The sequence below is a fragment of the Streptomyces sp. SJL17-4 genome (assembly GCF_036826855.1).
Lineage (GTDB): Bacteria > Actinomycetota > Actinomycetes > Streptomycetales > Streptomycetaceae > Streptomyces.
Genome location: NZ_CP104578.1, coordinates 2,823,121 through 2,843,558, shown reverse-complemented (window position 1 = coordinate 2,843,558; position 20,438 = coordinate 2,823,121). Strand labels below are relative to the sequence as shown.

Genomic DNA, 20,438 nt, shown 5'->3' with positions numbered 1-20,438 from the left:
GGAATCCTAGGGGCCGAAGCGGCGTGTCATCGAGCGTATGCCCGTTTGATCTGGAGAATGTCCAGCCTTTTGAGTGGCTACCCGTCCTGGGACTTGCCACTCGAACGAGTGGACCCCGCTGAAGCGCCCGCCTTGGCACCCACTGCCCCGGCGGACTTCGGGCCGGCGGACGGAGTCTCGAAAGACTCCAACGCCTCCAGCACGTCCTGGACACGGGAGATCTCCGCATTGATGTCCTTGCGGCGCCGCACCAGCACCTCCAGTTCGCGCTGACCTTCCTCGATCGTCTTCTCGGCCTCGGCCCGCGCCTCCGCCAGAGCCCGTTCGGCCTCGGCCTTGATGCCCTCGGCCTCGGCGACGAGCGAGGCCTTCTTCTGCTCGGCCTCCTTGAGGAGCGCCTCGGCCTTGCGGACCGCGGCGATACGGACCTTGCTCGCTTCCGAACTCGCCTCGGAGACCAGCTCCTTGGCCTTCTCGTCGGCCTCGGCGCGCTGTTCCGTCGCGGCCTTCATCAGGTTGTCGACCCGCTCGCCCGCCGTCTTCATCTGCTCGGCGCTCTCGCGGCGCGCCCGCTCGTGCAGTTCCTCGATCTCGCCCTCGATCCGGCCCCGCAGCTCCTCGGCCCGCTCCCTTACGGCCGTCGCGTCGCCGCGTGCCCCGACCAGGAGTTCGTCCGCGTCCGTACGGGCCTTCTCCACCAGCGAGTTGCCCTCGACGGTCGCCTCGGCGACGATCCGCTCGGCCTCCTTGCGGGCCGCGCCGACCATCATGTCGGCCTGCGACTCGGCCTCGGTGGTGGCGCGCAGCGCCTCCTCCTGGGCCTTGCCGATGAGCTGGTCGGCCTGCTCGGCCGCGTCCGAACGCTTCCGGGCACCGGCCTCCCGCGCCTCGTCGAGCGTCCGGTCCGCCTCCTCGCGGGCCTCCGAGCGCATCTGCTCGGCCGCCGCCTCGGCATCGGCCTTGAGCCGCTCCGACTCGCTACGGATCCGCTCGGCGTCCTGCTGGGCGGAGCCCACGGTCGCCTCGGCCGTCGCGCGCGCCTCCGCCGTGACGGAATCGGCGAGTTCGCCGGCCTCACGGGTGAGCCGCTCGGCCTCGGCGGTCGCCTCGCGGGTGAGCCGCTCGGCCTCCGAAGTGGCCTCCGCGAGGAGGGCGTCGGCCTGTTCGGCGGCGTCGCTGCGGCGCTTGTCGGCTGCCTTGCGTGCCTCGTCGAGGACCTGCTCGCCGTCGGCCAGGGCGGCGGTCCGCAGGGCCTGCGCGTGCGCCTCCCCGTCGATCTTGACCTGTTCGGCCTCGGTGCGGAGGCGTCGGGCGTCCTGCTCGGCGGTCTCCATGAGCTCGACCGCCTCGGCGGTGAGCCGTTCGGCCTCGGCGGCCGTCTCGCGGGTGAGCCGCTCGGCCTCCGAGGTCGCCTCCGCGAGGAGGGCGTCGGCCTGTTCGGCGGCGTCGCTGCGGCGCTTGTCGGCTGCCTTGCGTGCCTCGTCGAGGACCTGCTCGCCGTCGGCGACCGCGGCCGCCCGCAGCGCCTCCGCGTGCGCCTCCCCGTCGGCCTTGACCTGTTCGGCCTCGGTGCGGAGGCGTCGGGCGTCCTGCTCGGCGGTCTCCATGAGCTCGACCGCCTCGGCGGTGAGCCGTTCGGCCTCGGCGGCCGTCTCGCGGGTGAGCCGCTCGGCCTCCGAAGTGGCCTCCGCGAGGAGGGCGTCGGCCTGTTCGGCGGCGTCGCTGCGGCGCTTGTCCGCCGCCTGACGGGCCTCGTCCAGGATCTGCTCCGCCTCGGCGGCGATCCGGTCCGCCTCCGTACGGGCCTCACCGACGACCGACTCGGCGCGCTCGGCGGCCTCCGAACGGATCCGGTTCGCGTCCTCGCGGGCGTCGGCCCGGGTGCGGGCCGCGTCCTGCTCGGAGGCGGCGAGCGAATCCGTCACCTCGGTCCGTACCCGCTGCGCGTACTCGGCGGTGTCCGACCGCAGCTTCTCCGACTCGGCGATCGCGTCGGAGACCGTCCGCTCGGCCAGTGCCTTCGCGGCGTCCGTCTCCTCCTGCGCACGCGTCCGCGTGCGGGCGGCGTCCTCGGACGCCCGCTCCCGCTCCTCGTACGCGTCGGCGCGGACCCGGTCCGCCTCCTCCTGCGCCTCCGAGCGCGTCCGCTCCGCCGCGTGCTCGGCGGCGCTGCGCAGCCCGGCGATCTCCTCCTCGGCCTGCTCGCGCAGACCCGCCACCGAGTCCCGTACCTCCTGGGCGGCTCGCGAGGCCGTGGTGACCATCTCGGTCGCCCGCGCGTCCGCCTCCTCGACCAGGCGCTGCGCCTCGACCTGCGCGTCCTCGACGCGCTTGCGGGCGGCGGCGAGGAGCTCCTCGGACTGCTCGCGGGCGTGCTCGCGCTCCCGGCCGGCCTCGGAACGCGCCGACTCGAGCGTCTCATCGGCCTCCCGGCGACGCCGGACGGCCTCCTCCTGCGCGGCGGCCAGCGCCTCGGCGGCCTCGGTGGCCACCCGCTCGGCCGCGGCGGCGGCCTCGGCCCGTACCCGGTCGGCGGTCTCCTGGGCCTCCGACCGCAGCCGCTCGGCCTCCTCGGCCGCCTCCGTACGGAGCCGTCCCGCCGCGGTCTCGGCCTCGGTACGCGTGGTGGACGCGTCCGACGCGGCCTCGGCGCGCAGCCGCTCGGCCTCCTGCTCGGCCTGCTCCTGGAGCGTACGGATGCGCTCGGCGGCCTCGGTCCGCAGCCGCTCCGTCTCCTCGGCGGCCTCGCGCCGGATCAGCTCGCCCTCGGCACGCGCGTCGGTGAGCTCCTCCCCGGCCGCCGCGACCTTCGCCTCGGCGTCGGTGTGCAGCCGGGTCAGCTCCTCGGCGGCCTCCGCGCGGCGGGCCTCGGCGGCCCGCTCGGCGTCCGCGCGCAGCCCGGCCGCGGCCTCCTCGGCCGCCGCCTTGACGGCCTCGGCCTGCTCCTCGGCCTCGACGCGCAGCCGCTCGGCCTCGGCGCGGGTCCGCTCCAGGGTCTCCTCGGCCTGCGTCCGGAGCGTCTGGGCGCGCTCCATGGCCTCCGACTTGACCCGCTCGCTCTCGGCACCGGCCTTCGTCCGCAGCTCGTCGGCGTCGGTACGGGCCTTGGTGAGGAGCTCCTCGGCGCTGCTGGCCGCCTCCTCGATCTGCTGGACGGCCTCGCGGCGGGCCTCGCCGCGGATCCGCTCGCCCTCCGCGATGGCCTCGGCGCGCAGCTGCTCGGCCTCGCCGCGCAGCCGGCGGGCCTCCTCCTGCAGCTCGACCGTCTTGGCGCGGTACTCCTTGGTGTCGTCCTTGGCCGAACCGAGCAGCTCGTCGGCCTGCTCCTCGGCCTGGGAGCGCAGCCGGTCGATCTCCGCCTCGGTCTCGCGGCGGATCCGCTCGGCCTCCTCGGAGGCCTTGCGGGTGGTCTCCCGGGCGTCGGCGGACGCCTTGGTGAGGATCTCCTCGGCATTGCGCGCGGCCTTGGCGAGCGCGGCGGCGGAGTCCTCGGCAGCGACGGTACGGGCCTTCTCCGAGGCCTCGGCGACGAGCTTCTCCGCCTCGGCGGTCGCCTCGCGCAGCTTCTCCGCGGCCTCGGCCTTGAGCGCCTCGGCGTCCTTGGTGGCCTCGCCGACCAGCCGGGCGATCTCCGTCTTCGCGGTGCGGGTGCGCTGCTCGTTGACCGACTCGGCGGTGGCGAGCTGCTTGGCGGCGGCGTCCTTGGCCTCGGCGAGGGCCTTCTCGGCCTCCGCGCGCGCGACGCGCAGCCGCTCCTCGGCCTCCTGCATGCGCTGCTCGGCGGCGCGGGAGAGCTCGGTGGCCTGACGGCGGGCCTGGTCCGTCTCGGCGGTGGTGGTCGAGCGGAGCTGCTCGGCGTGGCTGGTGGCCTCCTGCGCCTGGCTGGAGGCGGCGCCGAGGAGCCGCTCGGCATCCTTGCGGGCGCGCAGCAGAATCGCTTCGGCCTCGGCACGGGCGGCCTCGGCCTCGGCGCCGACGCGCCGGCTGGTCTCCTCGGCGAGCCGGGTGGCCTCGGCGCGGGCGGCGGCGAGCGCCTGCTCGGCCTCCGCGCGGGACTCCTCAAGGAGACGGCGGGCCTGGGACTCCGTACGGGCGCGGAGCTGCTCGGCCCAGGCGACGTTCTCGTTGACGTGCGCCTCGACGGTCTGCCGGCGCTCGTTGAGTTCCTGGTCCAGCTGCTGACGGCGCTGCACCGCCTCGTTGTGCAGCTCGGCCTGGAGCCGGGACTGGTGCTCGGCGTGCTCCTGGAGGATGCGCTGCGTCTGGGCGCGGGCGTCGCGGAGCTCGCGCTCGGCGTCCTGGCGCAGCTGCTCGGCCTGCGCCTGCGCGTTCCGCAGGAGCTGCTCGGCCTGGTAGCCGATGTCCGCGCTGTCGTACGCGGGCCGGGACGCGATGGTGCGCCGCGCCTCGTGGAGCTTGGCACGCAAGACCTCGACCTGGTATCCGAGGTCCTCGGCGTGCTGAACGGCCTTCTCGCGCTCGGTCTTCAGCCGGTCCATCTCGGCTTCGAACCGGGCGAGATGGTCGTCTTCAGCTCGGTGGCTCTCCTGGCGTTCGTAGCCCCGCACTGCGCGGTCCATCCTTCCCCGAGCTCTTCGAGCAGGGGAGACCCCAACCCTGTTCGCAACTCCGACGAGCACCGTCCTCACGGTCGAGGACGGACCCCCGGGGAATCGTGGCAGATCGGACGACCCCGACATCCCGACTACGGTGCCGCACGGAGCGGCCCCGACCGGCCCCGGCCCGGAGCCGCCCACTCTACCGGGCCAGGAATCCGGAGGTCAGTGCTCCGCTGAGGAGTGGTCAGCCGACGGCTCTGCCGAGGTGACCAGTTCCGTGAGCACGCCGTGACAGTCCTTGGGGTGCAGGAAGGTGATCCGGGAGCCCATGGAGCCGATCCGCGGCTGGTCGTAGAGGACCCGGACGCCCTTGGACCGGATGTCCTCGGCGTCGCCGTCGACATCCGCCGTACCGAAGGCGATGTGGTGCACGCCCTCGCCGTTCTTGGCGAGCCACTTGCCCACCGCCGAGTCCTCCCGGGTCGGCTCCAGCAGCTGGAGGTACGAGGCCCCGCCGTCCGAGGTGTCGTTGATCTTGAGCATGGCCTCGCGGACGCCCTGCTCCTCGTTGACCTCGGAGTGGAAGACCTCGAAACCGTACGTGGCACGGTAGAAGTCGACAGTCTTGTCCAGGTCGAAACAGGCGATCCCGATGTGGTCGATTCGCGTCAGCATGCCTCCAGTGCAGCGCCGCCGCGGTGGTTACGCAACGTGCGCGCCGTCACACCGACCGGCCGGTGACCCGGCGGTCCGCCGCTCAGTACATTGGCGGTAAACCCTCGTTCACTCCTCATCCCTAGGGGCCGTGCCTCATGTCTGGAACGACCGGTACCACCTCAGTGATCGTCGCGGGCGCCCGCACGCCCATGGGTCGCCTGCTCGGCTCGCTCAAGTCCTTCTCGGGCGCGGACCTCGGCGGCTTCGCGATCAAGGCCGCCCTCGACCGTGCGGGCATCGGCGGCGACCAGGTCCAGTACGTGATCATGGGCCAGGTGCTCCAGGCGGGCGCCGGCCAGATCCCCGCCCGCCAGGCCGCGGTCAAGGCCGGCATCCCGATGAACGTCCCCGCGCTCACCATCAACAAGGTGTGTCTCTCGGGTCTCGACGCCATCGCGCTCGCCGACCAGCTGATCCGCGCGGGTGAGTTCGACGTGGTCGTCGCCGGCGGCCAGGAGTCGATGACCAACGCCCCGCACCTGCTGCCGAAGTCCCGCGAGGGCTTCAAGTACGGCGCGATCGAGATGCTCGACGCGATGGCGTACGACGGTCTGACCGACGCCTTCGAGAACATCGCCATGGGCGAGTCCACGGAGAAGCACAACACCCGCCTGGGCATCAAGCGCCCGGAGCAGGACGAGATCGCGGCCCTCTCGCACCAGCGTGCCGCCGCCGCCCAGAAGAACGGCATCTTCGAGGCCGAGATCACCCCGGTCGAGATCCCGCAGCGCAAGGGCGAGCCGGTCGTCTTCTCCAAGGACGAGGGCATCCGCGCCGAGACCACCGCCGAGTCCCTCGGCAAGCTCCGCCCGGCCTTCGCCAAGGACGGCACCATCACCGCCGGCACCTCCTCGCAGATCTCCGACGGCGCCGCCGCCGTCGTCGTGATGAGCAAGGCCAAGGCCGAGGAGCTGGGCTTGGAGTGGATCGCCGAGATCGGCGCCCACGGCAACGTCGCGGGCCCGGACAACTCGCTCCAGTCGCAGCCGTCCAACGCGATCCTGCACGCCCTCAAGAAGGAGGGCCTCGGCGTCGAGGACCTCGACCTCATCGAGATCAACGAGGCCTTCGCCGCGGTCGCCGTGCAGTCAATGAAGGACCTCGGCGTTACGCCCGAGAAGGTGAACGTCAACGGTGGCGCGATCGCCCTGGGCCACCCCATCGGCATGTCCGGCGCCCGCGTGGTGCTGCACCTCGCCCTGGAGCTCAGGCGGCGCGGCGGCGGCGTCGGCGCGGCCGCCCTGTGCGGCGGTGGCGGTCAGGGCGACGCGCTGATCGTGCGCGTCCCCGGCAACGGCAAGTAAGTCACCTCGGCAAGGTCAGGCAAGGAGCTCTGCACATGCTGGACGTCCCCGCTCTGGTCACCCAGGCACGGGAGGGCAGGCCGCGGGCCGTGGCCCGGCTGATCTCGCTCGTGGAGGGGGCGTCCCCGCAGCTGCGTGAGGTGATGGCGACGCTCGCGCCGCTCACCGGCGGCGCGTACGTGGTGGGCCTGACCGGCTCGCCCGGCGTCGGCAAGTCCACGTCGACGTCCGCGCTCGTCTCCGCCTACCGGCGGGCGGGCAAGCGCGTCGGCGTGCTGGCCGTCGACCCGTCCTCGCCGTTCAGCGGCGGGGCGCTCCTCGGCGACCGGGTCCGGATGTCGGAGCACGCCTCCGACCCGGGCGTCTACATCCGCTCCATGGCGACCCGCGGTCACCTGGGCGGTCTCGCCTGGTCCGCCCCGCAGGCCATCCGCGTCCTGGACGCGGCCGGCTGCGAGGTGATCCTCGTGGAGACCGTCGGCGTCGGGCAGTCGGAGGTCGAGATCGCCTCCCAGGCCGACACCTCGGTCGTACTGCTCGCGCCGGGCATGGGCGACGGGATCCAGGCCGCCAAGGCGGGCATCCTGGAGATCGGCGACGTGTACGTGGTGAACAAGGCCGACCGGGACGGTGCGGACGCCACCGCCCGCGAGCTCAACCACATGCTGGGCCTGGGCGAGGCGCGCGGCCCCGGCGACTGGCGGCCGCCGATCGTCAAGACGGTCGCGGCACGCGGCGAGGGCATCGACGAGGTCGTGGAGGCCCTGGAGAAGCACCGCGCCTGGATGGAGGAGCACGGGGTCCTGGCGGAGCGCCGCCGGGCCCGTGCCGCGCGCGAGGTCGAGACCATCGCGGTCACGGCCCTGCGGGAGCGGATCGGCGATCTGCACGGCGACCGGCGCCTGGACGCGCTCGCGGACCGGATCGTGGCGGGCGACCTCGACCCGTACCGCGCGGCGGACGAACTGGTGGCGGGCCTGACGGGCGAGTAGCGCGCGGCGGCCGGTGCCGGGTGCCGGATACCCGGTACCCGGGGCCCTGTCCCCGGGGCCCCGTCCCCGGCCCACCCGTCGCGGGCTACGGCCCGCACCCTGTTGCGGGCTGCCGCCCGCCCCCCGCGTTGTGGGCAACTGTTCCGCTGGGGCGGAACGGGTGGGCACAACGGACGGCGCCCCGTGCCGGGCCTAGGCTTCCGCGCCCTGACCCGCACCCGGTGCGCGCCGCACTTGTCGGTGCGGGTCAGGGCACAAGGGGCGGAGGCGCCGCCAAGGGCGCCGTCCCGTGTGCCCACCCGTCCCGCCCTGCGGGACGATTGCCCACACGGCGGGTGGCGAGGGCGCGGGCGCGGCCCACTCGGCGGGGGCGCGGGCGTGGCCGATCCGCGCGCGCGTCAGTCGTCGTGGTCGGCGGCGTCGTCCGCGTCGTCCGCGTCGTCCGCCTCGGACGCCGCGCTCGTCGCCTCCGTGTCCGGCGTGACCTTCGCCGTCTTCAGGTCGACGTTCCAGTCCGCGTCGTCGCCCGTCTCCACGTCCCAGGAGCGGTCGTCGTCGTCCAGGGACAGCGACGTGACGAAGCCCTTCGCCGAGGCCGCCTCGGCGGCCTCGCGGGCGTCGACGCCCGCGCCCTTCAGCGTGCCGCGGTCGTCGCTCTCGTCGTCGTCCGCGTCCGTCTCCTCGGCGACGACCTTCCCCGTGGTGGCGTCCACATGGACCGTGTACGAGGTCGTGCCCTTGCCGAGGAGCTCGACCTCCCAGCCGTCGTCGTCCAGGTCCGCGGCCACGACCGTGCCCGGCTGTGCCTTCAGCGCCGCGTCGATCGCCTGCACGGCGGTCACCTTCGCGTCCCGCGCCTCGTCCCGGTCGGCCCGGTCGGCCCGGTCGTCCGCGAGGGCGACCGAGGCTCCGCCACAGACCAGGGCGGTCGCGGTGAGGGCGGCGATCAGGGGGGTGCGCTTCATGGGGTCCTCCAACCCTGCGGTGGTTCGTTCTGCGGACACCACTCTGCGGAACCCGACCTGAAGCCACCCTGAAGCCACCTGAAGACGGCTTCAGCTTCCGTTTGCGAACCTTGTGCCCATGCGACTGCTCATCGTGGAGGACGAGAAGCGTCTCGCCCTCTCCCTCGCCAAGGGCCTCACCGCCGAGGGCTACGCCGTCGACGTCGTCCACGACGGCCTCGAAGGGCTGCACCGGGCGAGCGGTTCGGCGTACGACCTGATCGTGCTCGACATCATGCTGCCCGGCATGAACGGCTACCGCGTCTGCTCCGCGCTGCGCGCCGCGGGCGACGACGTGCCGATCCTGATGCTGACCGCCAAGGACGGCGAGTACGACGAGGCCGAGGGCCTCGACACGGGCGCCGACGACTACCTCACCAAGCCGTTCTCCTACGTCGTCCTGGTGGCCAGGATCCGGGCGCTGCTGCGCCGCCGGCGCGGCGCGGGCGCCTCCCCGGTCCTCGACCTCGGCGAGCTGCGGGTCGACACAGCGGCCCGCCGCGTGCACCGCGGCGAGGACGAGGTCCCGCTCACCACCAAGGAGTTCGCCGTCCTGGAACAGCTCGCGCTGCGCGCCGGCGAGGTGGTGTCGAAGGCCGAGATCCTGGAGCACGTCTGGGACTTCGCCTACGAGGGCGACCCGAACATCGTCGAGGTGTACGTCAGCACGCTGCGCCGCAAGCTCGGCCCGGCCCTGATCCGGACGGTGCGCGGCGCCGGATACCGCCTGGAGACGCGGTGAAGGGCCGACGGTTCCTCTCCTCGGTCCGCGCCAGGGCCACGCTCGGCGCGACCGTGGTCGTGGCCGTCGCCCTGGTCGCCGCGGGCATCGCCGTACTCCTCTCGCTGCGCGACAACCTCGCCGACCGGGCGGACGCCCAGGCCGACAGCGCGGGCCGCCAGGTCGGCGCGCAGATCGCCCGCGGAACGCCGTACCCGCGGCTGCGCCTGCCCGACGGTTCGGACCACCCCGTGCAGGTGGTCGACCGGGACGGCCGGGTGCTCGCCGTGAGCGAGGACCTGGAGAGGATCAGCGGCACGGGCGTTCCCGGCGTCACCCCCGTCGAGGAGCCCGGCGCCGACCGCGACAACGAGTCCGACGCCGACGACCCCGAGACCGGCGAGCTGGGCGACATCACCTGGCACAGTTCGGGCCGGGCCACCGTGGACGGCGACGAGGCCGCGTACCGCTTCGCGGAGGTCGAGGTCACCGACTCCCGTGGCGAGACCGTCCTCGTGTACGCGGGTGCCCCGCTGGAGACCCAGCAGGACGCCGTACGGATCGCGGCCACGGTCATGCTCATCGGCCTGCCGGTGCTGCTCCTCGTGGTGGGGGGCGTGACCTGGCTGGTGACCCGCCGCGCCCTGCGCCCGGTCGAGGACATCCGCAGGGAGATGGCCGCCATCACGGCCTCCGAGGACCTGAGCCGCCGGGTGCCGGAGCCGGACACCGGCGACGAGGTGGCGAGCCTCGCCCGCACCACCAACCGGACGCTCGCCGCCCTGGAGGCCTCCGTGGACCGGCAGCGGCGCTTCGTCGCGGACGCCTCCCACGAACTGCGCAGCCCCATCGCCTCGCTGCGTACCCAGCTGGAGGTGGGCGCGGCCCATCCGGAGCTCCTCGACGTCCCGGGAGCCGTCGAGGACACCGTGCGCCTGCAGCAGCTCGCCACCGACCTGCTGCTGCTCGCGCGCCTCGACGCGGGGGAGCGTCCTGGACGGACGCGGATCGACCTCGGGGAGCTGGTGCGGGCGGAGGCGGGCGGCCGCCGGTCCGGTGACCGGATCGAGGTCCTGGTGGAGGCCGAGGAGGGGGTCGAGCTGACCGGCTCCCGAGGCCAGCTGGCCCGACTGGTCACCAACCTGCTGGACAACGCCCGGCGCCACGCCCGGTCCCGGATCACCGTGACGGTCCGCGCGGAGGGCGGGCGGGCGCTCCTGGCGGTCACGGACGACGGGGAGGGCGTGCCCGTCGCCGAGCGCGAGCGGATCTTCGAGCGGTTCGTCCGGCTCGACGACGCCCGGTCGCGTGACGAGGGCGGAGCAGGTCTCGGTCTCGCGATCGCCCGTGACGTGGCCCGGCGCCACGGCGGTGACCTCACGGTGACGGCGGCGCCGGAAGGAGCCGGAGATGACCCGTCCCGGGGCGCACGCTTCGAGCTGTGGCTGCCCCTGGACGGGTAGGGCGGGACGGCAGGGGCCCGGCCAGGCCCCCGTGACGGCCCGGCTGGGCCGTCACGGGCCCGGGTCGGACCGTCACGGGCCCGGTCGGACCGTCAAGGCTTCCCGCGCCGACCCCGCAGCTGGTCCGCGACCGGTGTCAGGGACTCGCGCAGGTCGCCGAGCGCGTCCGAGCCGATCTGGTCGATGAAGTGCTTGCGCACGGACTCGACGTGGTGCGGGGCGACCTTGTGCATGGTGTCCATGCCCGCGTCGGTCAGCACCGCGTACAGCCCGCGCCGGTCGGACTCGCAGTTCTCGCGCCGGACGAGTCCGGCGTTCTCCATCCGGGTGATCTGGTGCGAGAGCCGGCTCTTCGACTGGAGCGTGGCCGCGGCCAGATCGCTCATGCGCAGCCGCCGTTCCGCCGACTCAGAGAGGTTCACGAGGATCTCGTAGTCGTTCATCGTCAGTCCGAAGGGCTGGAGGTCCCGCTCCAGCTGGTACGTCAGCATCCTCTGGACGTCCAGGAATGTGCGCCACGCACACTGCTCGGCGTCGGTCAGCCACGGAGTGGCGGTCTCGGTCTCCATATATGGATTCTACCTAAGAAGTTGAATACTTGACGAAGTCTGGGAGCGTGCGTTCGATGACGTCACACTCCGCAGACTACCGCTCACAGCCCGAAGCGACGCTGGAGGTCGCCCAGCTGGCCGGGAAGACGCGGTACCGAGCCTTGCACAGACTGGCCGGAACCGGGCGATCCGTGGCCGCCCGGTACGCCCGCCTGGGCCGGCGGTCCGCCGATCGCGCGGTCCGCCATCAGGATCTCCGTCGACTGGAGGAGGACCGTGCCCGCGCCCACGAACTCGAACTGGTGCTCCTCGCCCGAGGTGCCGCCGATGCCCGTCAGCGCCCGGACACCGCCCATCACGCCCGTCATGTAGCCGTGGTCGTAGTGGTGGCACGGGGAGGGGCAGTCCGCCCAGCCGACCAGGGCCTGCGGGTCCACCCGCATCGGCGGCTCCATGAAGACCACCGGGCCGTTCGACGCGGCCACGAACTTGCCCGTGCCGATCAGCGTCACGAAGCCCGGCACGATCGACTGCTTCAGCGCGAGCGTCGGCTGGTACGCGAGGAGGTTCCCGGAACGGATCGTCAGGTTGCCGTTGTCCAGGTCGAACGAGTTCACGTCGAAGGCCCGGTCCGCCAGCAGCATCTTCCCGCTGCCCTCGGCCACCACCCAGTCGCTCGCGTGCAGCGGCGAGTGGAACGACGTCCGGACCAGCCGGTCCAGCCGCCCGTGTCCGATGCCGTTGAACTCGATCCGCCCGTAGTAGGCGATCATCTTGCCCTTCTGCAGGAACCACTGGGAGCCCTTGAGCTCCACGCAGAAGGTGTACGGGTTCACGTTGTCGTCCGACGGCAGGGTCGTCGGGTCGTGGATCACCGGGGTGCTCACAGCTTCTCCTCCGAGGCCTGGACGTAGACCGCACCACTGCCGCTCAGCTCCAGCTGGAACGCCTCGCCCGAGCCGCGCCCCACCATGTCGCGCCAGCCGAGCGCGGTGGAGAGCTTGTTCCGCACGTCGCCGTGGTGGGCCACGTACGCCTGCGGGTCCACATGGACCGGGCGGCCGGGCGTGATCGGCAGCTCGATGACCCCGCCGTGCGCCATGACCGCCACCGCACCGTGGCCCTTGAGGGTGGTGGTGAAGAGTCCCTGGCCGGTCACCTGGCCGCGGACCATGCCCATGACCCCGCCCTGGGAGCCCATGAACATCGTGCCCTGCTCCAGGGTGCCGTCGAAGGCGAGGAGACGGTCGGCCTCCACATACAGGGTGTCGCCGGTCAGCCCGATCACCTGGATGTGGTGACCGCCGTGCCCGAACATCACCGTGCCGTTGCCCTCGACGGTCATCAGCGGCGTCGCCTCGCCGGCCACCCGGCGGCCGATCATCGACATCACGCCGCCCTGGCCGCCCGCCGTGTTCGGCGTGAAAGTGACGTCGCCCCGGTACGCGAGCATCGCGCCGCGCTGGCTGAATATCCGCTGCCCGGGGATGACGGTCGCCTCGACCATCTTCGAGTTGATCTCACGGAACGGCATCAGACGTCGCCCCCGATCGTGTTCCGCTCGCTCGGCTGGACGTACACGAGGCCGTCCCCCTCGAAGCGGATCTGGAAGGCCTCGCCGCCGCCCTCGCCCATGAAGGTGCGGAAGGTCACACCCGACTGGAAGTGCTGCTGGAGGTTGCCCTGGTGGGCGATGTACGCGCCGGGGTCGACCTGGAGCGGGTACTGCGGGGTCACCCGCAGCACCACCGCCGGGCCGTCGGACATGATCGCGGCCTGGCCGGTGCCCTCGACCGTGGTCGTGAACAGGCCGTTGCCGGTGGCCCCGCCGCGCAGGCCCGTGAAGGTGGTGCCGGTGCGCAGCCCCCCGTCGGTGCAGAGCAGATTGCTCGCCTCGACCCAGAGCTTGTCGCCGTGCAGGCTGACGAGGTTGATCTCGGAGGCCCGGTCGGCGAACCAGCAGGTCCCCTGGCCGCGTACCTCCATCACCTCCATCTGCTCACCCGTGAGCCGACGGGTGACCATGCCGCGCAGGCCCTCACCGCCACCGCTCATCTTCTTGAACGCCATCTGGCCGTCGTAGGCGACCATCGAGCCGTTCTTCGCCTTGACGGCGTCGCCTGTCATCGAGACGGCGAGCACCTTGCTGCCTTGGAGTCGGAACGTTGCCACCCAAGGAAGGTACTGGGGACCCGGATAAAGAGACAGCAAAGTCGACGTGCACAATGGACGGGCCCTTGTGCATCCGTTCACAAGATCGAACGAAGGTGACCCCCTCCGTGGACATCAAGACCGCTTCCTCCCTCCACCGGCTTCGGCTCGTCTCCGCGCCGGAGGCCGTCTCGTTCCTGCTCCTGCTCGTCTGCTCGGTGCTCAAGCGGACGACGGACTTCAACGCGGTGCCGGTCATGGGCGCGATCCACGGCGTGCTGTTCATCCTCTACGTCCTGTTCTGGCTGGACGCCTGGAACCGCACCAAGTGGAGCTTCGGGACCGCCGCGCTCTACTTCGTCCTCTCGGTGCTGCCGCTGGGCGGCTTCTACGCGGAGCGGAAGCTGAAGCGTGAGGCCCAGGACGCGGTCATCGCCTCCCGCGCCCGCGCCGCCGCCTCCGATGACGCGGTGAAGGCATGATCGTCGCGTTCTCGGTGACCCCGCTGGGCGTGGGGGAGGAGGTCGGCGAGTACGTCGCCGACGCCGTCCGGGTCGTCCGCGAGTCCGGGCTCCCGAACCGCACCGACGCGATGTTCACGTCCGTCGAGGGCGAGGACTGGGACCAGGTCATGGACGTCGTGAAGCGCGCCGTCGCCGCCGTCGAGGCGCGGGCGCCGCGGGTCTCGGTGGTCATGAAGGTCGACATCCGTCCCGGTGTCACGGACGGTCTGCACAGCAAGGTCGCCACGGTGGAGCGGTACCTGGAGGGCTGAGGCCCCCCGCCTTCCTCCGTACGCGAGAAGCCCCCGGTCCTGAGCACAGGACCGGGGGCTTCTTCTTGCCGCAGGCCAGTCTTGAGCGACTGCTCAAAATCGGCTACCTTTCAGCCGCAGGCAGTTTTGAGCAGTCGCTCAAAATGCCGTACGAGCTGGGAGAACACCCCATGAGCCTCTATATCGAGACACAGGTCCGCGCGGACCTGGAGACGCTCTGGGAGTACACGCAGGAACCCGACCGCCATCAGCGGTGGGACCTGCGGTTCACGGAGATCGCGTACCTTCCGCGCGCCGAGGGCGAACCCCAGCACTTCCGGTACGCGACACGCGTCCTGCCCTTTCTGGTCGTCGCCGGCACCGGTGTCTCCGCGGGGGAGCGCCACCGGGCCGGCGGCGACCGGGTCTCAGCGCTCCGGTTCTCCTCGCCGCACCCGCTCTCGCTCCTCGCCGAGGGCAGCGGCTACTGGCGCTACATCCCCACCCCGGACGGCATCCGCTTCCTCACCGGCTACGACTACCGGCCCCGCTGGGGCCGCTTCGGCCGGCTCGCCGACCGGCTCGTCCTCCGGCCCCTGATGGGCTGGGCCACCGCCTGGTCCTTCGACCGGCTGCGGCTCTGGTGCGAGCGGGGCATCACCCCCGAGCGTGCCCTCGCCCACTGGCTCCTCGAACTCGCCGCCCGGGTCCTCCTCGTGGCCGTGCCCCTGACGGTCGCCTCGCTGCCGCTCGGGCTCGTCGCGCTCGGCGCCGTGCCGCTCACCGTCCTCGGACTCGCCCTCGCCATGCTCGTACCGCCCTCTCCGCGTACGCCCGCGGCCCGGCGCTGTCTGCGGACGCCACCCGCCCGCACGCGGGAGCCGCGACTCCTCGCGACCCTGGAGCCGGCCTCGGAGCCCGCTCCGCCGGCGCCCGTCCTGGAGCAGTCATGACCTCGATCTTCCGTACGGCCATGGGGGACGCGGCCTTCCAGCGGCTGCACCCCGAGCTCCAGCGGCGCTTCTCCGTCGGGCTCGCGAGCGGGGAGCTGTGCGTCGGGCGAGGTGTCATGGACCGGATCTGGCACGGCCGGGCCTTCGTGAAGCCGTTCCTCGCGGTCGGCGGGCTGCGGAACATCCTGCTGCCCCGCACCGGCCGCGACGTGCCCTTCACCATCGAGAACGTGCCGTACGTGGACGCGTACGGGCGCGAGACCGTCACCTTCGTCCGCACCTTCGCCCTGCCCGGCGGGCCCCGGCGGTTCGACGCCACCATGGTCCACAGCCCCGAGCGCGACTGCGTCCTCGACTACCTCGGCACCCATCAGCACCTCGCCAGCGATCTGCACATGTCCGCCGAGCCGGACGGCTCGCTCCTCATCCGCTCCGGCGAACACCGGTTCCGCGAGGGACCGTTGGACGTGCGCGTCCCGGAACTGATCGGCGGCCGGGCCGAGGTGCGCGAGTCCTTCGACGAGCGCACCGGCCGCTTCCGCATCAACGTCCGGGTGGACAACCGGTACTTCGGTCCGCTGTTCGGGTACGAGGGGTCGTTCACCGCCGAGTACGCGGACGTACGCTCCCGGGGGGTGCGCGCGGGGCTGCGCCCGGTGCGCGAGGAGGTACGGGCATGAGCGGGGAACTGAAGGACCGGAGGGCGGGGGAGCCGGGGGCCGCGGGCGCCCGGGCGCAGGACGCGCGCAGCCTGGAGACCCGGGAGAAGCTGCTCGCGGGCGCCCTGCGGACCCTCGTCGAGCAGGGCATCACCAAGGCCTCCGCCCGCGCCATCGCGGCCACCGCGGGCGTGAACCAGGCCCTCGTCTTCTACCACTTCGGTTCCGTCGACGAGCTGCTCGCCGCGGCCTGCCGGTACGGCGCCGAGCAGCGGGTCGCCCGTCACCGAGAGCGGCTGCGCTCGGTCACGAGCCTCACCGAGCTGCTCGCCTTCGGGCGCGAGCTGCACGAGGAGGAGCGGGCGGCCGGTCATGTCGCCTTCCTCGGGCAGCTGCTCGCCGGCGCGCAGGCGCACCCCCGGCTCGTTCCCGCCACGGCCGCCGGGCTCGACCTGTGGATCGCCGAGATCGAGCAGGTGCTCGTCCGGGTGCTCGCGGGGACCCCGCTCGCCGAGTTCACCGACCCCGCCGGGCTCGCCCGCGCGGTCGGCGCCTCCTTCGTCGGCCTCGAACTGTACGAGGGCGTCGACCCGGCGGGTGCCGAGGCGGCCTTCGCGGCCCTGGAGCAGCTGGGCGCCCTGATGGCGGCCGTGGAGGAGCTGAACCCGGTCGCCCGAAAGGCCGTCACCTACACGCTCCGGCGGCAGAGCAGCCGTATCCGTTAGACCAACCCACTCGGACTACTCCAGTCGACACGCCGATCGTTTGCCCGTTTTGTTGGGGTATCGACACGTTCGACGACAGCTGGAGGCACCGTGCGGCCGGGAGGCTACGACTACGACACCTACAGCCGACTCGCCGGTCCGCTCACGGACCCGGATCCGGCGGCCTACCAGGTGCAGTACCGAAGTCTGCTCTCGAAGGAGCCGCACCGAATACGAGCCGTCCTCCTGATGAGCCTCGCGCCGATCCTCTCGGCGCTGCTCCTCGCCTACCTCGTCTGGCCCAGTCACTGGACCGTCCGCGAGGGCGGGGAACGCTGGCTCGTCCACCTCGACACCGTGATGCTCGTGTCGATCGGCCTCATCTGCTTCTTCATGCTGGTGAACGTCACGTCGATCGCCCACGCCACCATGGTCGCCCGTGACCCGATACCCGTGTACGCCGAGAAGGGCACCCGGGTCGCCTTCCTCACCACGTACGTCCCGGGCAAGGAACCGCTCACCATGGTCCGCGCCACCCTGGAGGGCGCCATCCGGCTGCGGCACGACGGTCTCCTCGACGTCTGGCTCCTCGACGAGGGCGATTCGCCCGAGGCCAAGGCACTCTGCGCCGAGCTGGGCGTACGTCACTTCACCCGGGCCGGCGTCCCCGAGTGGAACCGCAAGAAGGGCGTCCACAAGGCGAAGACCAAGCACGGCAATTACAACGCCTGGCTCGCCATGCACGGCGACGCGTACGACTACTTCGCCTCCGTCGACACCGACCACGTCCCGCTCCCCAACTTCCTGGAGCGGATGCTCGGCTACTTCCGCGACCCCGACATCGCCTTCGTCGTCGGACCGCAGGTGTACGGCAACTACACCAACATCGTCACCAAGGCCGCCGAGTCCCAGCAGTTCCTCTTCCACGCCCTCATCCAGCGCGCCGGGAACCGCTACCACGCCCCCATGTTCGTCGGTACGAACAACGTCGTCCGGATCTCCGCGCTCAAGCAGATCGGCGGCCTGTACGACTCCATCACCGAGGACATGGCCACCGGCTTCGAACTGCACCGCAGGAAGAACCCGCGCACCGGCCACTACTGGCGCTCCGTCTACACCCCCGACGTCCTCGCGGTCGGCGAGGGCCCGGCCTCCTGGACGGACTTCTTCACCCAGCAGCTCCGCTGGTCCCGGGGCACGTACGAGACGATCGTCAAGCAGTACTGGAAGGCGCCCTTCCGCACCCCGCCGGGCCGCTTCCTCAACTACACCCTGATGCTCGTCTACTACCCGATGACGGCGGTCAACTGGCTCCTCGGCATCCTCAGCGGCGTCCTCTACCTGTGGCTCGGCGCCTCCGGCACCCAGGTCGCCACCTCGGTGTGGCTGATGATCTACAGCGACGCCGTCGCCCTCCAGATCGGCCTCTACCTCTGGAACCGGCGGCACAACGTCTCACCCCACGAACCCGAGGGCTCCGGCGGCCTCGCCGGCATGGCGATGTCCGCGCTCTCCGCCCCCATCTACCTCACGTCCCTCGGCTCGGCGATCCTCCGCACCCGCGGCCGCTTCGTCGTCACGCCCAAGGGCGGTGCGGCCAGCCCCGACCGGATCCTGACCTTCCGTATCCACCTCTACTGGGCCGCGGTCCTCATCGCCTCGCTCGCCGCCTCCGTCCACTTCGGGCACACCCACGCGGCCATGCGCACCTGGGCGTCCCTCGCCCTGGTCATCGCCCTCGCCCCGATCACCCTCTGGGCCTACACCACCCTCAGGGAGCGGCGCGCGCTCCGCGCCCGCGCGCACGCCCGAGCCCGCGCCCGTGCCCGCGGTCTGGCCGACGCCCGCGAAGGGGTCGAGGTCGTCACGGCGGCCGGCCCCCCGCACCCGACCGCCCCCGTCAGCCCCGCCCCCACGACGACCGGAGGGAACTGAGCCATGGCCTACCGGCCGTCCAAGAAGTTCAAGAAGACCCTGTTCGGCAGCGGAGCGGTGCTGGTCCTCGCGGCGCTCAACGCCCCCGCCGCCGTCTCCTTCGCCGAGGAGAAGTACCACGCGTACAAGATCGCCCAGCCCGGCTACAAGAGGCAGTTCGGCTCCTGGGCCGAGGTCGGCGTCCCGGAGCAGTACCGGATCAACGCCATCCACGCGGCCCTGCTGCACACCGGCAAGGTGCTGCTGATCGCCGGCTCCGGCAACAACCAGAAGAACTTCGACGCGGGGACCTTCGAGACGATCCTCTGGGACCCCGTCAAGAACACCTTCAAGAAGATCCCGACCCCCGTGGACTTCTTCTGCTCCGGCCACACCCAGCTCCCCGACGGCCGGCTGCTCGTCGCCGGCGGCACCGCGCGGTACGAGATCCTCAACGGCGAGGTCAAGAGGGCCGGCGGCGGCATGCGGGTCAAGAACGAGAGCCCCGACAAGGCGATCACCCTCAAGAAGGGCACCGTCTTCCGCTCGCCCTCCGGGGTCGAGTACGTCTCCAAGTTCGACGTCACCGTCCCCAAGGCCAAGCGCGAGTTCGAGATCTCGTACTTCAAGAGCGGCCAGATGAAGCCGTGGCAGACCAAGGTCACCGCCGCCGAGGCCCGGGTCTTCGTCGAGGCCCGCAAGGAGGGCCCGCAGGCCCTCACCACCGAGGCCGCGCAGTACGAGGTCGTCGGCCTCAAGGGCGACGCCGCCGACAACGTCTACGGCCTCGCGCAGAAGCTGACCACCGAGAAGCAGGACTTCCAGGGCATCAAGGGCGCCTACGAGTTCGACCCGAAGGCCGAGAAGTACATCCCGGTCGCCCCCATGAAGGACGCCCGCTGGTACCCCACCCTCGTCACCCTCGACGACGGCAAGGTCCTCGCCGTCTCCGGCCTCAACGACGTCGGCGACGTCGTCCCCGGCGACAACGAGATCTACGACCCCACGACCAAGAAGTGGTCCAAGGGCCCCTTCCGCTACTTCCCCACCTACCCCTCCCTCTTCCTCACCAAGGGCGGCAAGCTCCTCTACACCGGCTCCAACGCCGGATACGGCCCCGCCGAGAAGGGCCGCGAGCCGGGCCTGTGGGACCTGAAGAAGAACACCTTCACCAAGCTCGGCGGGCTCACCGACCCCGACCAGCTGGAGACCTCCGCCTCCCTGATCCTGCCCCCCGCCCAGAACCAGAAGGTCATGGTCCTCGGTGGCGGCGGGGTCGGCGAGTCGTCCAAGTCGACCGCCCGCACCTCGATCATCGACGTCTCCAAGGACAGCCCCGTCTTCACCGACGGGCCGGCGCTCCCGCAGGGCACCCGCTATCTCAGCAGCGTCCTGCTGCCCGACGACACCGTCTTCACCACCGGCGGCTCCGAGGACTACCGGGGCCGCGGCGGCACCGACATCCGCAAGGCACAGTTCTACAACCCCGGGGCCAATGCCTTCGCCGAGGCCGCCGAGCCCAACGTCGGCCGCAACTACCACTCCGAGGCGCTGCTGCTGCCCGACGGCCGGGTCGCCACCTTCGGCTCCGACCCGCTCTTCGACGACAAGGACAACACCAGGCTCGGCACCTTCGAGCAGCGCATCGAGGTCTTCACCCCGCCCTACCTCCACAAGGCCGGCGCCGACCGGCCCGTCCTGGGGGAGGGCCCGCAGGAACTCGACCAGAACGGCCGCGCCACCTTCAAGACCAAGGACGCCGGCCGGATCGTCAAGGCCCGGCTCATGCGGCCCAGCGCCGTCACCCACACCACCGACGTCGAACAGCGCTCGGTGGAGCTCGGCCTGACGAAGAGCCAGAACGGGACGACGGTCACCGTCGACGTACCGGAGGACCGGACCCTCGTACCGCCCGGCTGGTACATGCTCTTCGTCACCGACGCGAACGGCATCCCGTCCGAGGCGAAGTGGATCCAGGTGGGCGACTGACCC

General features: G+C 71.9%; 18 protein-coding genes. 11 read left to right on the top strand and 7 right to left on the bottom strand.

Annotated features, from left to right (window positions below):
• Positions 1 to 77: 77 nt before the first annotated feature.
• Both scy and mce read right to left on the bottom strand, forming a co-directional pair.
• Complete coding sequence (gene scy, locus N5875_RS12220) at positions 78 to 4,580, bottom strand: polarized growth protein Scy (RefSeq protein WP_338493555.1); 4,503 nt, start codon at positions 4,578 to 4,580, stop codon at positions 78 to 80.
• A gap of 201 nt (positions 4,581 to 4,781) precedes the next feature.
• Positions 4,782 to 5,234, bottom strand: coding sequence for a methylmalonyl-CoA epimerase (mce, locus tag N5875_RS12215; protein ID WP_318207858.1), 453 nt, complete (start codon positions 5,232 to 5,234; stop codon positions 4,782 to 4,784).
• 137 nt (positions 5,235 to 5,371) lie between these two features.
• Between mce and N5875_RS12210 the strand changes: the two genes are divergently transcribed.
• Both N5875_RS12210 and meaB read left to right on the top strand, forming a co-directional pair.
• The gene (locus N5875_RS12210) at positions 5,372 to 6,580 is read left to right on the top strand and encodes an acetyl-CoA C-acetyltransferase (RefSeq protein ID WP_318207857.1); all 1,209 of its coding nucleotides are present in this window, start codon (positions 5,372 to 5,374) and stop codon (positions 6,578 to 6,580) included.
• Between the two features lie 35 nt (positions 6,581 to 6,615).
• A complete protein-coding gene (gene meaB / locus N5875_RS12205) occupies positions 6,616 to 7,572 on the top strand; it encodes a methylmalonyl Co-A mutase-associated GTPase MeaB (protein ID WP_318207856.1) in 957 nt (318 codons plus the stop codon).
• Between the two features lie 398 nt (positions 7,573 to 7,970).
• On the opposite strand, the gene N5875_RS12200 is transcribed toward meaB, so the two are convergent.
• Entirely contained in the window at positions 7,971 to 8,537 is a 567-nt protein-coding gene (locus tag N5875_RS12200) for a PepSY domain-containing protein (protein ID WP_338493553.1), read from the bottom strand.
• Positions 8,538 to 8,655: 118 nt separating this feature from the next.
• On the opposite strand from N5875_RS12200, the gene N5875_RS12195 reads away from it, so the two are divergent.
• Both N5875_RS12195 and N5875_RS12190 read left to right on the top strand, forming a co-directional pair.
• A complete protein-coding gene (locus N5875_RS12195; protein ID WP_318207854.1) occupies positions 8,656 to 9,318 on the top strand; it encodes a response regulator transcription factor in 663 nt (220 codons plus the stop codon).
• Positions 9,315 to 10,760: a HAMP domain-containing sensor histidine kinase gene (locus tag N5875_RS12190; RefSeq protein WP_338493551.1), complete on the top strand. Its 1,446-nt coding sequence runs from the start codon at positions 9,315 to 9,317 to the stop codon at positions 10,758 to 10,760. Before N5875_RS12195 ends, N5875_RS12190 begins: the two co-directional genes overlap by 4 nt.
• Before the next feature lie 92 nt (positions 10,761 to 10,852).
• Here the strand turns inward: N5875_RS12190 and N5875_RS12185 are convergent, their stop codons facing one another.
• The 4 genes from N5875_RS12185 to N5875_RS12170 form a co-directional block, all read right to left on the bottom strand.
• Positions 10,853 to 11,329 (bottom strand): MarR family transcriptional regulator, encoded by a 477-nt coding sequence (locus N5875_RS12185; RefSeq protein ID WP_318207852.1) that lies wholly within the window; start codon positions 11,327 to 11,329, stop codon positions 10,853 to 10,855.
• A gap of 83 nt (positions 11,330 to 11,412) precedes the next feature.
• Complete coding sequence (locus N5875_RS12180) at positions 11,413 to 12,198, bottom strand: AIM24 family protein (RefSeq protein WP_318207851.1); 786 nt, start codon at positions 12,196 to 12,198, stop codon at positions 11,413 to 11,415.
• The gene (locus N5875_RS12175) at positions 12,195 to 12,845 is read right to left on the bottom strand and encodes an AIM24 family protein (protein ID WP_338493548.1); all 651 of its coding nucleotides are present in this window, start codon (positions 12,843 to 12,845) and stop codon (positions 12,195 to 12,197) included. Before N5875_RS12175 ends, N5875_RS12180 begins: the two co-directional genes overlap by 4 nt.
• Entirely contained in the window at positions 12,845 to 13,483 is a 639-nt protein-coding gene (locus N5875_RS12170) for an AIM24 family protein (protein ID WP_318207850.1), read from the bottom strand. The genes N5875_RS12175 and N5875_RS12170 overlap by 1 nt, the downstream gene beginning before the upstream one ends.
• A gap of 107 nt (positions 13,484 to 13,590) precedes the next feature.
• Between N5875_RS12170 and N5875_RS12165 the strand changes: the two genes are divergently transcribed.
• The 7 genes from N5875_RS12165 to N5875_RS12135 all read left to right on the top strand — a co-directional run bounded on the left by N5875_RS12165 (position 13,591) and on the right by N5875_RS12135 (position 20,435).
• Entirely contained in the window at positions 13,591 to 13,944 is a 354-nt protein-coding gene (locus N5875_RS12165) for a DUF3817 domain-containing protein (RefSeq protein ID WP_318207849.1), read from the top strand.
• Positions 13,941 to 14,237, top strand: a complete 297-nt coding sequence (locus tag N5875_RS12160; RefSeq protein WP_073912490.1) for an MTH1187 family thiamine-binding protein — start codon at positions 13,941 to 13,943, stop codon at positions 14,235 to 14,237. The genes N5875_RS12165 and N5875_RS12160 overlap by 4 nt, the downstream gene beginning before the upstream one ends.
• A gap of 170 nt (positions 14,238 to 14,407) precedes the next feature.
• Positions 14,408 to 15,169 carry a hypothetical protein gene (locus tag N5875_RS12155; protein ID WP_318207847.1) on the top strand — a complete coding sequence of 254 codons (762 nt, stop codon included), beginning with the start codon at positions 14,408 to 14,410 and terminating at the stop codon, positions 15,167 to 15,169.
• Positions 15,166 to 15,849 carry a DUF4166 domain-containing protein gene (locus N5875_RS12150; RefSeq protein ID WP_318207846.1) on the top strand — a complete coding sequence of 228 codons (684 nt, stop codon included), beginning with the start codon at positions 15,166 to 15,168 and terminating at the stop codon, positions 15,847 to 15,849. The genes N5875_RS12155 and N5875_RS12150 overlap by 4 nt, the downstream gene beginning before the upstream one ends.
• The gene (locus tag N5875_RS12145) at positions 15,846 to 16,553 is read left to right on the top strand and encodes a TetR/AcrR family transcriptional regulator (protein ID WP_318207845.1); all 708 of its coding nucleotides are present in this window, start codon (positions 15,846 to 15,848) and stop codon (positions 16,551 to 16,553) included. Before N5875_RS12150 ends, N5875_RS12145 begins: the two co-directional genes overlap by 4 nt.
• Positions 16,554 to 16,643: 90 nt before the next feature.
• Positions 16,644 to 18,467 (top strand): cellulose synthase catalytic subunit, encoded by a 1,824-nt coding sequence (locus N5875_RS12140; RefSeq protein ID WP_338493546.1) that lies wholly within the window; start codon positions 16,644 to 16,646, stop codon positions 18,465 to 18,467.
• Positions 18,468 to 18,470: 3 nt separating this feature from the next.
• Complete coding sequence (locus tag N5875_RS12135; RefSeq protein ID WP_318207843.1) at positions 18,471 to 20,435, top strand: kelch motif-containing protein; 1,965 nt, start codon at positions 18,471 to 18,473, stop codon at positions 20,433 to 20,435.
• Positions 20,436 to 20,438 lie beyond the last annotated feature (3 nt).

Coding starts and splice junctions, on each gene's coding strand:
- scy (WP_338493555.1), bottom strand. CDS start 4,580: ATGGACCGCGCAGTGCGGGGCTACGAACGCCAGGAGAGCCACCGAGCT.
- mce (WP_318207858.1), bottom strand. CDS start 5,234: ATGCTGACGCGAATCGACCACATCGGGATCGCCTGTTTCGACCTGGAC.
- N5875_RS12210 (WP_318207857.1), top strand. CDS start 5,372: ATGTCTGGAACGACCGGTACCACCTCAGTGATCGTCGCGGGCGCCCGC.
- meaB (WP_318207856.1), top strand. CDS start 6,616: ATGCTGGACGTCCCCGCTCTGGTCACCCAGGCACGGGAGGGCAGGCCG.
- N5875_RS12200 (WP_338493553.1), bottom strand. CDS start 8,537: ATGAAGCGCACCCCCCTGATCGCCGCCCTCACCGCGACCGCCCTGGTC.
- N5875_RS12195 (WP_318207854.1), top strand. CDS start 8,656: ATGCGACTGCTCATCGTGGAGGACGAGAAGCGTCTCGCCCTCTCCCTC.
- N5875_RS12185 (WP_318207852.1), bottom strand. CDS start 11,329: ATGGAGACCGAGACCGCCACTCCGTGGCTGACCGACGCCGAGCAGTGT.
- N5875_RS12175 (WP_338493548.1), bottom strand. CDS start 12,845: ATGCCGTTCCGTGAGATCAACTCGAAGATGGTCGAGGCGACCGTCATC.
- N5875_RS12160 (WP_073912490.1), top strand. CDS start 13,941: ATGATCGTCGCGTTCTCGGTGACCCCGCTGGGCGTGGGGGAGGAGGTC.
- N5875_RS12155 (WP_318207847.1), top strand. CDS start 14,408: ATGAGCCTCTATATCGAGACACAGGTCCGCGCGGACCTGGAGACGCTC.
- N5875_RS12150 (WP_318207846.1), top strand. CDS start 15,166: ATGACCTCGATCTTCCGTACGGCCATGGGGGACGCGGCCTTCCAGCGG.
- N5875_RS12145 (WP_318207845.1), top strand. CDS start 15,846: ATGAGCGGGGAACTGAAGGACCGGAGGGCGGGGGAGCCGGGGGCCGCG.
- N5875_RS12135 (WP_318207843.1), top strand. CDS start 18,471: ATGGCCTACCGGCCGTCCAAGAAGTTCAAGAAGACCCTGTTCGGCAGC.